The sequence below is a fragment of the Kitasatospora sp. NBC_01287 genome, from assembly GCF_026340565.1.
In the GTDB taxonomy this organism is placed as follows: domain Bacteria; phylum Actinomycetota; class Actinomycetes; order Streptomycetales; family Streptomycetaceae; genus Kitasatospora.
The window spans coordinates 4,161,072-4,173,415 of the sequence record NZ_JAPEPB010000001.1 but is presented as its reverse complement, the minus strand read 5'-3'; the positions used below and the strand labels follow the sequence as shown (position 1 = coordinate 4,173,415).

The following is a 12,344-nucleotide window of genomic DNA, read 5'->3' as shown; positions in this document are numbered from 1 at the left end:
ACCGGGTGGAGGGTGCTACTCCTGCTCGGGGAGGTCCTGGTCCGCGCGCTCGGCGATGGCCCGGTCGCGCTCGATCGCGGCCCGCCGGGCCCGGCAGTACCAGAGGCCGATCAGGCCGAGCAGCCCGCCGGAGAGGCAGATCCACGGCCAGCTGCCGTGCCCGTGCTCGGAGAGCGCGTGCTGGAACGGGAGCAGCGCCAGGAAGCCCAGGAACCAGAGCACCGTGCCGCCGCCGACGATCGCGACGTCATTGGCTTCCAGCGGCGGCGGTGAGGGGCGCAGGGCGGTCTTCGGCATGGGGCTCAGCCTACGGCGTGCCGGGGTGCTCACCTGGTTGTTCTACGCGCGAAGATGGCGCGTGCACGACCGGTGAACACATACTGAAGTTTCTCCTTTGCCCCCACCAGAGGACATACGCATGCCATCCGCGGCCCTCGACCGCTACTTCCGGATCTCCGAGCGCGGCTCCACCGTGCCCCGGGAGATCCGCGGCGGTGTCGCCACCTTCTTCACCATGGCCTACATCCTGGTGCTGAACCCGATCATCCTGTCCAACGCCGTGGACATCGACAAGCAGGCGCTGAGCTTCCCGCAACTGGTGACCGCCACCGCGCTCACCGCCGGGCTGACCACGCTGCTGATGGCGGTGATCGGCAACGTCCCGATCGGCCTGGCCGCGGGCCTGGGCGTGAACACCATCGTGGCGCTCCAGCTGGCCCCCAAGATGACCTGGCCGGACGCGATGGGCATGGTCGTGCTGGCCGGCCTCTGCATCATGCTGCTGGTCGCCACCGGCCTGCGTGAGCGGGTGATGAACGCGGTGCCGCTCGGGCTGCGCAAGGCGATCGCGATCGGCATCGGCCTCTTCATCACGCTGGTCGGCCTGGTCGACTCCGGCTTCGTCAGCCGGATCCCCGACGTCGCCCACACCACCGTTCCGCTGGAGCTGGGCACCGGCGGCCACCTGCACGGCTGGCCGGTGCTGGTCTTCCTGCTCGGCGTGCTGCTGACCATGGTGCTCGTGGTGCGCAAGGTGCCGGGCGCGATCCTGATCTCGATCGCGACCATGACCGTGGTGGCGCTGGTGATCCAGAAGCTGGCGAACCTGCCCGCCGCCGCCTGGGGCCTGACCGTGCCCAAGTGGCCCGGCAACCCGGTCTCGACGCCCGACTTCGGGCTGGTCGGCAAGGTCAGCCTGTTCGGCGGCTTCCAGCACGTGGGCCTGCTGACCGGCATCCTCTTCGTCTTCACCGTGCTGATGAGCTGCTTCTTCGACGCGATGGGCACCATCCTCGGCGTCGCCGACGAGGCCCACCTGCTCGACGAGAAGGGCGACCTGCCCGGCATCAGCCGGGTGCTGATGGTCGACGGCGTGGCCACCGTGCTCGGCGGCGCCACCTCCTCCTCGGCCAACACCTGCTTCGTGGAGTCCACCGCCGGCGTCGGCGAGGGCGCCCGCACCGGCTTCGCCAGCCTGGTCACCGGCGCGCTCTTCATGCTCGCGCTCTTCCTCACCCCGCTGGCCACCATGGTCCCGGCCCAGGCGGCCACCCCGGCGCTGATCACGGTCGGTTTCCTGATCCTGGCCAACTCGATCCGGGCGATCGACTGGAGCGACTACACGATCGCGATGCCGGCGTTCCTGACCATGGTGCTGATGCCGTTCACCTACTCGATCACCAACGGGATCGGGATGGGCTTCATCGCCTTCTGCGTGCTGCGGGTGGCCACCGGCCGCTGGCGCAGCGTGCCGGTGGCGCTGTACGGGGTGGCGGCGGTGTTCGCCTTCTACTACATGATGCCGGCGCTGGGGATCGGGCAGTAGCGGCACCGGTTCTCGCGCCTTTCGGCAGGAACCCGCTGCGCAGAACAGCGGGCGTGGTCCAAATGCCGGCCGCGATGCCGACAAGTCTGTCGACCTCGCTGTTGGGCATGGTGGCCTCTGCTCTCCGAGATTCCATCGCCTGACGGGTCATCATGATCGGCAGAGGCTTTGCGGACCTGGCGTGCTCCAACGCCCAGGGAACGAGTCTGGTAGATGGCCCGGGAATCCCCGGTCGTCCGCGATGCGCTCGATGACACTCATGTTCGCGATCCACCGCGGCTGGAGATGACCTCGTCGGCTCTGCCGGGAGTTGGTGCACACGCCCTGCCAATGCGAGACAGGTGGAGTCCCCCTGCTGCTCGTCCGGTTGGACAAGCCTGGTATCGCCGTGCCGCGTTGGGCAGTGGCTCGTCGGGGCCTTGGCCAGCCACGACCGGTTGGACACGCGGTGGCACCTGTACCGCTGTTTCTCCCGGCAGGTGGGTCTCGTCTCCTCACCGGTCGGCAGGGTTGGAGGGAGGCACCAGTGGCGACCACCGGAGCGGAGTTGGGGCGTCTGGAATCCGAGCGGCCGAGCGACGAGGTCGGCGACTGTCACGGCACTGCGGGTCGTCTGCGGGTCCGCTTGGAAGGGCCGCGTTTGACACGGACCTTCAGAGCCCAGGCGACAGAGCGCCATGAGCATCCTGGCCGCTGAGTACCGGGCGTCACTGGAGCCGCTCGTGGCACAGCCGCATCAATCCCGGCGTGACGGTCAGACACCCCGCAGTCGCGATCTGGACACTGTGGGCGACCCGTCAGGCGGGGAATCCCGAAGCCGTGGGGCGCCCACCAGGGGGCTTCTCGGCCTGCATGCGTGAGCAACTGAACCAGGCCTGTGATGAATCTCTCATCGATGAAAGGATCATGACAGTACGGAACCGTCGTCGGGCGCCTTGTCCGCTCTCGTCTCACTTGGGGCGCGCCCGGCACGAACTGAAAGTGACGGACCGTCAGATTTTTCTCCCATGGCCGGTTCCGCATGCCGACGGCGGTCGGATTCCCCGAGAATCGTTCGGGGGCCCACGGATCGCCCACGACCGTGGCTGTGATCCTCCTGCCTACTACCACGAGAGAAGGTCGCCATGCGCATCACTGCCGCGGTTGCAGTCTTAGCCGTCGCTGCCACCACGCTCCTGACTGTCAGTGGCACCGCCGATGCCACACCCAACCAGCGCGTCATCGGCACCGCCTCCACCCCCATTCCGGCCGCGGGTAAGGGGATGAAGCCCGATATCGGCGGGAACTGCGGCCTGACGGCCTCCTGCACTTCACTGACCAACGGCAAGCTCACTGTTTCGCTCATCGGGGAGGGACAAGGCGAGCCTCCGTACACCGTCATCGACAACTACTACAAGTCCGGTGGCGGCACCATCACGGCTGACTTCGAGTACAACGCGGGCAGTGGTATCCAAGTGGACCAGGGCGCCTTCCAGGAGTCGTCGGGTCAGAGCAAGTACTTCGAGTGGGACTACCAGTACTTCAGCTCCTGTGCTCAGGTCGTGGGGATCCTGGCGGTGCAGGGACAGGGCAATTTCCAGACTCCGCCGATCTACATGTGCTGAACGTGAAAGTCTTCTTCGGTGCCCACCCCCCTGCGGGGGAGTGGGCCCGTCCCGCGTGTCGTCACATCAGAAAGGCGCCTCATGATCCGCGCGATCCTGCGTGCCAATACAGGTCTGCTACCGGCCTTCCTCATTGTCGCCATAGCCCTTGGCGCGGCAGCGTGGCTATTAGCCCCTCGCTGGAGGCTTGCCCGCTGGGTCGCGGTGCTGTTCTCAGTCTCATTGGCGGGGGAGGTGACGGCGACGCTGTACCCCACTGGGCATGGCTCGCCGGCCTCTGACGTCTGCTCTTACAGCAAGGACTTCCTCGGCGCGTTCGCCGATCAGCAGGGGCTGCTGAACGTGGTCATGTATGTGCCCCTGGCGTTCCTCGGCGTCCTTCTCGTCAACAGGCCGCTCATCATGCTGACCGGCTGCTGGCTGCTCTCCGCCACGACGGAGACGGCTCAGGCCCTGCTTCCGGAGATCGGACGGGCTTGCGACTCCCAGGACTTCGTCACCAACGCCACCGGCGCTCTTCTGGGGGTCGCCCTGGCCGTGGCATGGCGCAGCCTGCGAGGCACGTTCGTGATGCCGACCGGGCGGGAAGTCTTTCGGAGTGGCATGCCCCTGGCCGCCGGGATGATCATCCTCCTTGTCGTGCAGAGCGTGGCAGTGAGCCCGCAGTGGGCAGGGGGTGGCCTGACCAAAGTCGAGTCCTCGGACAAGCGGACTCTGGCCATCAAAGACGCAGGACTCGTCTTCGGGCCAGGTACCGAGGTGGTGAACGTGCAGGACGAAGCGGCGCTGGGGCAGACCCCCGAGGTGCTGATTGCCACCACCAGGACGCAACAGCTCAGCATCGAGTGGCCGTCCGGACAGCTCTACAGCGGCACCGTCAACGGCCTGGGGCTGCCGGCTGACGGGGGCTCCGATGCGGAAGCCCGTAACGCTGCCGACGCCTTCGCACACCAGTGGTTCTCGCAGGACATCGTCGCCGCCACCGTGCGGGTCTACAAGGTGGACCCGGCCAAGGGTCGGCGCACCGTCGAGTACCGCCGATTCCGCCCCGATGGCTTGCTGGAACCCATGCGCCTGGACATCGAGGTGGACCCGGGCGGGCAGATCGCCATGTTCAGTTCGCGATCCGTCGCTGACCCACAGCTGGCTCCGGTAACCGTGTCCCGCGAGGCTGCTGTTGCGACCGTCACCACGGCTCATCCGGGCGGTGTGCAGAACGCCTTCCTCCTCGCCGCCCAGGTGGGAGGGGAGTGGCGGCCTTGTTGGGCCGTGACGGTCGCTGTGTCGACTGATACCGATGCGAAGGGCGTGTCCTACGAAGTTGACGCAGCGACGGGAGTCATGGTGCAGAGCTCGGCCCAGCCGTAGAGCGCTTGACAAGAGGGTGTCTGCGTGGCCGGCGGAGAGCCCGGTGTGCGGGCGGTCGGCTCGACCCGCGACAGGCAGGTGGGTCGTCAGGGCGCCGCTGTCGTGTGCTTGCGCGCCGATCCTGTCATGCGTGGATGGCTGTCACACGCCGGTGGCGAGATTATCCCAATGCAAGGAATTATGTATCGAGCCCGTCCGAATGGTTCGGATACTAATCGCCTTCGGTGGTGCTGGGATAGGTATTGCCTGTCCGGGGAATTGATGTCATGCTCATGGCACAGAGCGGAAAGGGCCGCTCACAGTATTCGAATCCGAGGTGATCGTAGATGAAAACCGCGAGTCGAATGGTTGCAATCGTAGTTTCTGGCCTTGCGCTGATCTCTTCCGCTGGCGCCGCCAATGCCGCTGAAGGTCAGCCCACTGCCCCTGCTTCCCCGGCCCACGCCCAGCACGCTGCCAAGCCGAATGCCGTGAGGCCCAATATTTACGGTGGCAACTGCGGAGAGCCCGACCAGTCGTGCACCAGCCTGAGCAATGGCACGCTGTATCTCAGCGTAACGCCTGACGCGAACACCTGGGGCAATTGGGACATCAACGACTGGTACACCAAGACGGGCGGGGGGCAGATCTCGGCTGACTTCCAGTACAACTCGGGCAGTGGAATTCAGAACGACGAGGGGACATTCACGGAGAACAAGGGTCAGACAAAGTACTACACCTGGTACAACACTGGTCTCCCCGGGTGCCCTCAGGTAGTCGGAATTCTGGCCGTCGTGGACCAGGGCAACTTCCAGACGCCTCCGATCTACATGTGCTAGACGAGCACCGTTTGGAAGGTCTCTCACTCTGGAGCCCCGGAACCTGGACCGGACCTTCCGCTGCTCGCGCCTTTGAACAGTGGCCCCTGACCAGCACCTTCGGTCAGGGGCCGCCTGCTGTTCGAGTCCAGGTCGTAGGCCGCCGTCGACCGGTGCTTACCGGCTCTTCCAATAGGGGATCTGGGGCGCTTGGCATGGGCGCGGGGGGTTTGGTGGGCTCCATCGCCTTCTGTGTGCTGTGGGCTGCCACCGGCCGTCACACGCAGGGGTTCCCGCGCAGGTTGCCCTCGCCGTGGTGCCAGGCCGGGGAGCCAGTGGCCCCAGAGGTCTGTCCCGGACTTCCGCAGGCACGGCACCCGGGCAGTGCCGTCGACGGAGACCCGGGAGCGGGGCGCCTCGCTGAAGGGGAACTGTCGCTGCCAGCGGGTCGCGCCGGTGAGGTCCAGCGCGGCGACCACCGTCTCCTTCTGATCCTGGCCGTGGGTGGTCGTCGCGTACAGCAGCCCGGACGGGCCGGGGCGGAGAGTGCCGTGACCCTGTCGGGCAGCGCGATGCGCAGTGGATGCTCCATGGTCGGATTGCCGAACAGAGATAACACGAGTCTCAGAGCGTTGTGGTGAACCGCTCTGTAGCTCGATGAGCTGCGGTTTCCTCAGCACGGTGGTGTGTGGATGGCTTCTTCAGGGCAGCCAGCTGACGGTTGGTTGGGTCGGTGGTGGAGGTGTCGTTCGTGCCGTCGGTGATTGCGTTGCTGGAGCGTCGTGAGGCGCGGGCCCGGGAAGAGTTGGATGCCTGGCAGGAGCTGCTGCGCGAGGCCCAGGAGCAGGTGGCTGTCCATCAGGAGCGGTTGGAGTGTGCGCGGATCGGCCGGGAGGAGGTGCTGCGTGCGCTGGCGGAGGAGGCCGAGGCCGTGATGGTGCAGCCGCTGACTGCGGTGACGCCCACCGCTCGCGCGCTGGCGCCGGTGACGGCACCGCAAGTGCCGCCGCAGCCGCCGCACGAGGCGGGGGACGGCGTGCCGGAGCCGGCAGTGCCCGCGGTGCCTTCGGTCCTGCGGACGGGTTACGATCCGCGGCCGCCTGCGTGGCAGCCGGGCCTGGGCGTGGAGGTGCTGGCCGGGGCCTATCGGCAGGTCTTCGATGTGGTCGCGGGTGCGGGTGCCCCGGTGGCGGTCAAGGCGTTGACTGTCGCGCTGGGGCGGGACGCAGAGCGGCTGAAGGAGATCGAGAAGGTCCGTCACCGGGCCTATGCGCTGCAGGCCAGGGGCTGGCTGGGGCGGGTGCCGGGCGGGTTGTTCATCCCCGCGCCGGGCCCGGCGCGGGGAGCCGGTGCGGGCGGAACTCGGGCCAGTGCAGGCGCTGGCGGGCCATCCGCCGGCCGAGGGTGATCGAGGCGGCCCACCACACCATCTGCACGTGGTGGTCGTCGCGGCGCTCGTGGTCGCGGTTCAGGCGCCGCGAGCGCGAGAGCCAGCCGAGCGTGCGCTCCACCACCCACCTGCGCGCCAGTACCCTGAACCCCTTGGTTCCGTCGGTGCGCTTGACCACCTCCACTCTCACCCCGTGCGCGGCGAAGGCGTCGGCCAGTTCCTGGCCCTGGTAGGCGGAGTCCGTCCACACGAGTTCGAGCAGCCGTCCGGGCTCGGCCATGAATGCCTCGAGCAACTCCGGGGCGGCCTTGGAGTCGTGCACGTTGGCCGCGGTGACGGTGACCTCCAGCAGCAGTCCGCCGGTGTCGGTCAGGACGTGGCGCTTGCGCCCGTCGCGCAGCTTGCCGCCGTCGAAGCCGCGTGAGGTGGCCGGACAGGTCTCCGAGCCGTCCACGGACTGAGAGTCGATGATGCCCGCGCTCGGCTCCGTCGCCTTGCCCTGCTTCTTGCGCTCGGTGCGGCGCAAGCGCTGGTAGAGCTCGCGGATGTAGCCGTGGCGGCGCCAGCGGCGGAAGAAGTCGTACACCGCCCGCCAGAAGGGGTAGTCCGCAGGCAGATTGCGCCACTTGACGCCATTGTCGACCAGATAGCGCACCGCGTCGATCACCCCCCGGTGGCAGTGCGCCTCAGGGCGTCCGCCCTTCCCCTCCAGCCAGGCGGGCATCGGCATCGCGCCGCGGATCACCGCCCATTCGGCGTCCGTCATGTCGCTGTCGTAGCGCGGCGCGCGGTGCCCCTCCCCGATCGCCCCGTACAGGTGCACGTAGCAGTCACACCCCGGAGTGAGCGCAGTGGACTCGCCGGCACCGGGAGTGCTGAACTGGTTGGGCAACGGGCCTCCTCGGGCGAAAGCGGTCTCGACAACCAGCTCTCTACCAAGGGGCCCGTTGCTTCACGCCCAAGCGGTCACGGGCACCTGCGTGCGAACGCTCACCCTCCCCACCTGCAAACCTCGAACGCCGCACGGTTCACCACAACGCTCTCAATTGAAGGTTGGTCAGTGATGATCGGGTCGGCAGTGGGTGGGTCGGCAGGCGCGTCAGGTGAGCAGCTCGGCCAGGGCTTCCGGGGTCCAGTGGCCGGCGGCGCCCGGGCGGGTGGCGAGGTAGGTGGCGATCCGGGGGGTGTCCCAGGCGTGGGACTCGCGCAGGCCGGCGGCCAGGTGGCGCAGGTAGGCGGCGGACGGCGGGGCGAGGGGGGCCTCGGCGGTGCGCCAGGGGGCGGTGAAGGTGAGCAGTGGGCGGCCCTGGAGGGTGCCGGGGTGGACCAGGGTCTCGTAGCGGCCGGGGCCCAGGGCGGCGCGGCCGTGGGCGAGGGCCTCGCGCAGGTCGAGATCGGTGCCGGGCGGGCGGCGCATCTCCTGGGCGGCGAGGTCGGCGAACTGCTCGGCGGTGATCAGGTAGGCGCGGGCCGGGGTCGGGCCCGGGTCGAGCGGATCGTAGAAGGCCATGCCGCCGGTCCACTGGAGTGACTCCAGGGCGAAGTGCACCCGGCCGGGCAGCTGGATCGCGCGGATGTCGCGCGGCGGCCCCGGATCGCGGCAGCCGGGGTGCTCGTGGGCGCCGCCGGGGGGCCGGCCGCCGGCCAGGTAGGCGGTCAGGCGGGCGAGGTGCAGGTTGGAGCCGTAGGCGGCGTACCAGAGCAGCGGCTCGGTCATTCTGGAAGCGTAGGACGTGGGGTGGCCCCGGTAGGGGAACCGTCAGGGTCGGCTGGGGGGTAATCCCGATTCCGCGGGGTGGACCCGGGGCGGGAGGATGGTGCCATGCGGAGAGCGAGGGGGAGCGTCCGGTCGAGGGCGCGAGTGCGGGTGAGCGTCGTGGGGGCGGTCCTCGTGTTCGCGCTGAGCGCCGGCGTGGAGGGGACGTGGTCGACGCTGCGCGGTTGGGCGGCGCCGATCCCGCAGGGGGCGCACACCCTGGACGGGCCGCTGCTGCTCGTCGCCGAGCTGGGGCTGCTCGGCGCTGTGCTCGCCCTCGTGGCGGCGATCGCCCCGGCCTCGCGCGTCGGGCGGGGGCCCAGGCGCCGGGCGAGGGCGCCGCGCTCCCGCCCGGGGTCGCGCTGAGCCGCGCTGACCGGTATCGATCGAGGCGGGGCGCCCGTTGACCGTGATCGACCGGAAACCGCGCTGTGTAGCCCAGTTGGGGCTGGGCATACTGCCGGTGGAGTCGTGAGGGGGCACTGACCGATGACGCGATGGGATCCAACCGCTATCGACGAGGCGGACTTCCTGCCGGAGCCGTTCCGGACGGCTGACCAGGCGTCCGTCGAGGCACAGCGGCAGACCCTGCGCTGGTACCGCGGCATGATCCTGATGCTGGTGGTCGCGGCGGCGGTCAGCGCGGTGATCGCGCCGAGCAGCAGCGGGCACGGCAGCGCGGCGCCGTTCGTCTCGGTGGCCGCCTTCCTGCTGGCCGGGTACTTCTGGGCCAGGCTGCGCCGGGCGAACCCGCAGGCCCGGTGGTACGAGGCGCGGGCCGCCGCCGAGTCGGTGAAGACGCTCGCCTGGAAGTACACGGTGCGGGCCCACCCGTTCGACGGCCCGGCCGACTCGCCCGAGGTGGACGAGTGGTACCGGGAGCAGGTCGCCGGGGTGCTGCGGACCTTCGAGGCGGGCGGCTCCCTCCCGCCCGACGCGGCGCCCGAGATCACCGACGGGATGCGGCAGTTGCGCGCCGCCGACCTGACCGCGCGCCGCACCATGTACCTGCGGCTGCGGGTGCAGGGCCAGCGCACCTGGTACCTGGCCAAGGCGGACGCCTGCGAGTCGCAGGCCGTCTCCTGGGGCCTGGGCACGGTGGCGCTGCTGATCGTCGGTGGCGCCGCGGCGGTGGCGCAGGCGCTCGGCGCGATCTCGGTGAGCATCTTCGGCGCCTGCTCGGCGGCCGCGGCCGCGGTCATCGCGTGGACGCAGCTCAAGCAGCTGCGCCCGCTGGTCTCGGCCTACCAGCTCGCGGCCAGGGAACTCGACCAGGTCTGGGGGAGGCTCTCCACCCTGGACCTGAACGTGCCGGACGCCGAAGCCGGTTGGGCCCGGCTGGCCGGCGAGGTCGAGGACGCGGTGGCCCGCGAGCACACCAGCTGGCGGGCTCGGCGGGCCTTTCCGCAGTAGCGCCGACGCCGGGTCAGGAGAAGATGACCGAGCGCATCTTCAGCTTCTCGCCGAGCTTCTTGCCCGGCTTCAGTACGTAGTACGTGTCGCCGTTGCAGTCGCTGTCCAGGAAGACGGTGGCGGTGGCATCGGTGAAGTTCTCCGGCGAGTGGGCCGCGTGGTCCGCGTCGGATCCTTCCAGGTTGATGCACTCACTGCTCGCGGGGTCGCTCAGCGCCGCCTTCTTGCCGTCGTGGAGGCGGTAGTCGAACTCGCCGGTGGCGGCGAAGGCTGAGCTGGGCACGGAGAGCACGAGCAGCAGCGCACCGGCGGCGGCCACGGTGTGGCGAAGACGCATGAGGGTGATCCCTTTCGATGAAGGTGACATCGGGGATCAACGTAAGGTAGGGCCAAGTAGGAGAAACGGTTCTTCTTGCACTGATCGCGTGTCATACGGGTTAATTCGGGCGGGCGGGCGGGCGGGCGGGCGTCGGCGCCGCCGGAGCCGGGTGCGGCAGCGGGTGGGCGCCCTCGGTGCGCCGCTAGGGCTCTGTCGACCGGGGCTGGCTCGTCGGGATCCGCTGGGTGAAGAACAGCGCGACGAGGGCGCTGAAGGCGAGGGCGGCGAGTGCGGCGCGCAGGCCGTCGAGCCGCGCCGCCGCGTTCGCGTCGAGCGCGGCGGCGGCCGTCTCCTCGCTCACCCCCGCCTGATCGAGGGCGGCCCTGAGCTGGGCGTCCGACAGGAAGGGCGCACCGCCCTGGAGCTGGACGGTCGCCTGGCTCTTGACCTCGGCGGGGATCGCCGGATTCTGCTCGACGCTGGTCAGGAACGCGGTCGTCAGCGTGGCGATCAGGATCGACCCGGCCAGCGCCGTGCCGATCGAGGCGCCGAGGTTGGTGACGGCGTTCTGGATGCCGCCCACCGCCGCGCTCTGCTCGTCCGGGACGGCGGAGACGGTGACCGCCCCGAGCTGGGAGGCCAGGGCGCCCATGCCGAGCCCGATCAGCAGGAGCGGGACGGTGACGATCTCGGCGCCCGCGTGCGTGTCGAGCGCGGCCAGCAGGACGACCGCTCCCGCGAGCATGGCGAGGATGCCGAGCCGCACCACCCGCCGGGGTGAGACGTCCGGCAGCAGCCGCGGGATCAGGACGGCGGCGGCCAGCAGCGTCAGCGAGAGCGGCAGGATGCGGGCGCCGGTCGCGAGCGCGGACAGGCCGAGCGCGACCGACAGGTAGAGCGGTACGACGAAGAACACGCCCATCTGGATGAGGTACTGGAAGAAGAACATCGTCAGGCCGCCGGTCAGCTGCCGGTTGCGCAGCAGGGCCGGGTCCACCAGCGGCTCCGCGCGCCGCTCCACCAGGCGGGCCTCCCAGCGGAGGAAGAGCCAGATCAGCAGCAGGCCGGCCAGCATCAGCCACACGGCCGGGGAGAGGCCGAGCCAGGCGGGCGCGTCCGGCTTCGGTCGGAACCAGCCCCATGCGCTGGAGCGGAGCACGCCGAAGACGAAGACCCCGAGTCCGAGGGCGGAGAGGACGGCGCCGAGGAGGTCGATGCGCGGGCGCCGGTCGGTCGGCGCCTCGGCGATCCGGCGGGCGAGGAGGACGATGGCGAGCACGATCACGGACTCGCCGGCGAAGACCCAGCGCCAGGAGAAGTAGGTCGTGGCGACGCCGCCGATGAGCGGTCCGAGCGCGATCGCCACGGCCCCGGCGGCGGCGACCAGCCCGTAGGCGGCGGGCCGGCGCTCCACGGCGAAGTTTCCGGCGACCAGCGCCACGATCGCGGGCAGGATGAGCGCCGCGCCGACCCCTTCGAGGAACGACCAGCCGATCAGCAGGACGGGCAGGTTCGGGGCGAGCGCGGTGGTGAGGGAGCCGCAGCCGTAGATGGCGCAGCCGATCATGAACGCGCGCTTGCGGCCGATGAGCGCGCCGACCTTGCCGCCGGGGATCATGAGCATCGCCATCACGAGCGTGTAGGCCGTGATCGCGCCCTGGATCCCGGACACGGTCGTGCCCACGTCGTCGGCCACCGTCGCGATGGAGACGCTCATGACGGAGCTGTCGAGCGCCATCAGGAACTGTCCGGCCGCGAGCGTCGGCAGGATGAGCCCGGCCGTCGCGGGACGCTCGCGCGTGCCTGCCCTGGGTGCCATGGCCGTATCGTGCCAGCGGCCCCGGAGGGCGGAGCCCCGACCCGCGACGGGTG

12 protein-coding genes are annotated in these 12,344 nt (G+C 69.6%); 7 read left to right on the top strand and 5 right to left on the bottom strand.

Annotated features, from left to right (window positions below):
- Window positions 1–15: 15 nt before the first annotated feature.
- The gene (locus tag OG455_RS17655) at window positions 16–297 is read right to left on the bottom strand and encodes a DUF2530 domain-containing protein (protein ID WP_266294802.1); all 282 of its coding nucleotides are present in this window, start codon (window positions 295–297) and stop codon (window positions 16–18) included.
- Between the two features lie 121 nt (window positions 298–418).
- On the opposite strand from OG455_RS17655, the gene OG455_RS17650 reads away from it, so the two are divergent.
- The 5 genes from OG455_RS17650 to OG455_RS17630 all read left to right on the top strand — a co-directional run bounded on the left by OG455_RS17650 (window position 419) and on the right by OG455_RS17630 (window position 7,002).
- Window positions 419–1,825, top strand: coding sequence for an NCS2 family permease (locus OG455_RS17650; protein WP_266294800.1), 1,407 nt, complete (start codon window positions 419–421; stop codon window positions 1,823–1,825).
- A gap of 1,124 nt (window positions 1,826–2,949) precedes the next feature.
- Window positions 2,950–3,429, top strand: coding sequence for a hypothetical protein (locus tag OG455_RS17645; protein WP_266294798.1), 480 nt, complete (start codon window positions 2,950–2,952; stop codon window positions 3,427–3,429).
- 81 nt (window positions 3,430–3,510) lie between these two features.
- Window positions 3,511–4,797 (top strand): VanZ family protein, encoded by a 1,287-nt coding sequence (locus OG455_RS17640; protein ID WP_266294796.1) that lies wholly within the window; start codon window positions 3,511–3,513, stop codon window positions 4,795–4,797.
- A gap of 326 nt (window positions 4,798–5,123) precedes the next feature.
- The gene (locus tag OG455_RS17635; protein ID WP_266294795.1) at window positions 5,124–5,615 is read left to right on the top strand and encodes a hypothetical protein; all 492 of its coding nucleotides are present in this window, start codon (window positions 5,124–5,126) and stop codon (window positions 5,613–5,615) included.
- 730 nt (window positions 5,616–6,345) lie between these two features.
- Window positions 6,346–7,002 carry a hypothetical protein gene (locus OG455_RS17630; protein ID WP_266290265.1) on the top strand — a complete coding sequence of 219 codons (657 nt, stop codon included), beginning with the start codon at window positions 6,346–6,348 and terminating at the stop codon, window positions 7,000–7,002.
- Here OG455_RS17630 and OG455_RS17625 read toward each other — a convergent pair.
- Window positions 6,911–7,876: an IS5 family transposase gene (locus OG455_RS17625; RefSeq protein ID WP_266290267.1), complete on the bottom strand. Its 966-nt coding sequence runs from the start codon at window positions 7,874–7,876 to the stop codon at window positions 6,911–6,913. The genes OG455_RS17630 and OG455_RS17625 overlap by 92 nt on opposite strands.
- Before the next feature lie 207 nt (window positions 7,877–8,083).
- Window positions 8,084–8,701: a histone deacetylase gene (locus tag OG455_RS17620; protein WP_266294794.1), complete on the bottom strand. Its 618-nt coding sequence runs from the start codon at window positions 8,699–8,701 to the stop codon at window positions 8,084–8,086.
- Between the two features lie 159 nt (window positions 8,702–8,860).
- Between OG455_RS17620 and OG455_RS17615 the strand changes: the two genes are divergently transcribed.
- Together OG455_RS17615 and OG455_RS17610 are read left to right on the top strand one after the other, a co-directional pair.
- Complete coding sequence (locus OG455_RS17615; protein ID WP_266294793.1) at window positions 8,861–9,106, top strand: hypothetical protein; 246 nt, start codon at window positions 8,861–8,863, stop codon at window positions 9,104–9,106.
- Between the two features lie 123 nt (window positions 9,107–9,229).
- Window positions 9,230–10,153 carry a DUF4231 domain-containing protein gene (locus OG455_RS17610; protein WP_266294791.1) on the top strand — a complete coding sequence of 308 codons (924 nt, stop codon included), beginning with the start codon at window positions 9,230–9,232 and terminating at the stop codon, window positions 10,151–10,153.
- A gap of 13 nt (window positions 10,154–10,166) precedes the next feature.
- On the opposite strand, the gene OG455_RS17605 is transcribed toward OG455_RS17610, so the two are convergent.
- Together OG455_RS17605 and OG455_RS17600 are read right to left on the bottom strand one after the other, a co-directional pair.
- Complete coding sequence (locus OG455_RS17605) at window positions 10,167–10,490, bottom strand: hypothetical protein (protein ID WP_266294789.1); 324 nt, start codon at window positions 10,488–10,490, stop codon at window positions 10,167–10,169.
- 184 nt (window positions 10,491–10,674) lie between these two features.
- Entirely contained in the window at window positions 10,675–12,291 is a 1,617-nt protein-coding gene (locus OG455_RS17600) for an MFS transporter (protein ID WP_266294787.1), read from the bottom strand.
- Window positions 12,292–12,344: the final 53 nt, after the last annotated feature.

Coding starts and splice junctions, on each gene's coding strand:
- OG455_RS17655 (WP_266294802.1), bottom strand. CDS start 297: ATGCCGAAGACCGCCCTGCGCCCCTCACCGCCGCCGCTGGAAGCCAAT.
- OG455_RS17650 (WP_266294800.1), top strand. CDS start 419: ATGCCATCCGCGGCCCTCGACCGCTACTTCCGGATCTCCGAGCGCGGC.
- OG455_RS17645 (WP_266294798.1), top strand. CDS start 2,950: ATGCGCATCACTGCCGCGGTTGCAGTCTTAGCCGTCGCTGCCACCACG.
- OG455_RS17640 (WP_266294796.1), top strand. CDS start 3,511: ATGATCCGCGCGATCCTGCGTGCCAATACAGGTCTGCTACCGGCCTTC.
- OG455_RS17635 (WP_266294795.1), top strand. CDS start 5,124: ATGAAAACCGCGAGTCGAATGGTTGCAATCGTAGTTTCTGGCCTTGCG.
- OG455_RS17620 (WP_266294794.1), bottom strand. CDS start 8,701: ATGACCGAGCCGCTGCTCTGGTACGCCGCCTACGGCTCCAACCTGCAC.
- OG455_RS17610 (WP_266294791.1), top strand. CDS start 9,230: ATGACGCGATGGGATCCAACCGCTATCGACGAGGCGGACTTCCTGCCG.
- OG455_RS17605 (WP_266294789.1), bottom strand. CDS start 10,490: ATGCGTCTTCGCCACACCGTGGCCGCCGCCGGTGCGCTGCTGCTCGTG.
- OG455_RS17600 (WP_266294787.1), bottom strand. CDS start 12,291: ATGGCACCCAGGGCAGGCACGCGCGAGCGTCCCGCGACGGCCGGGCTC.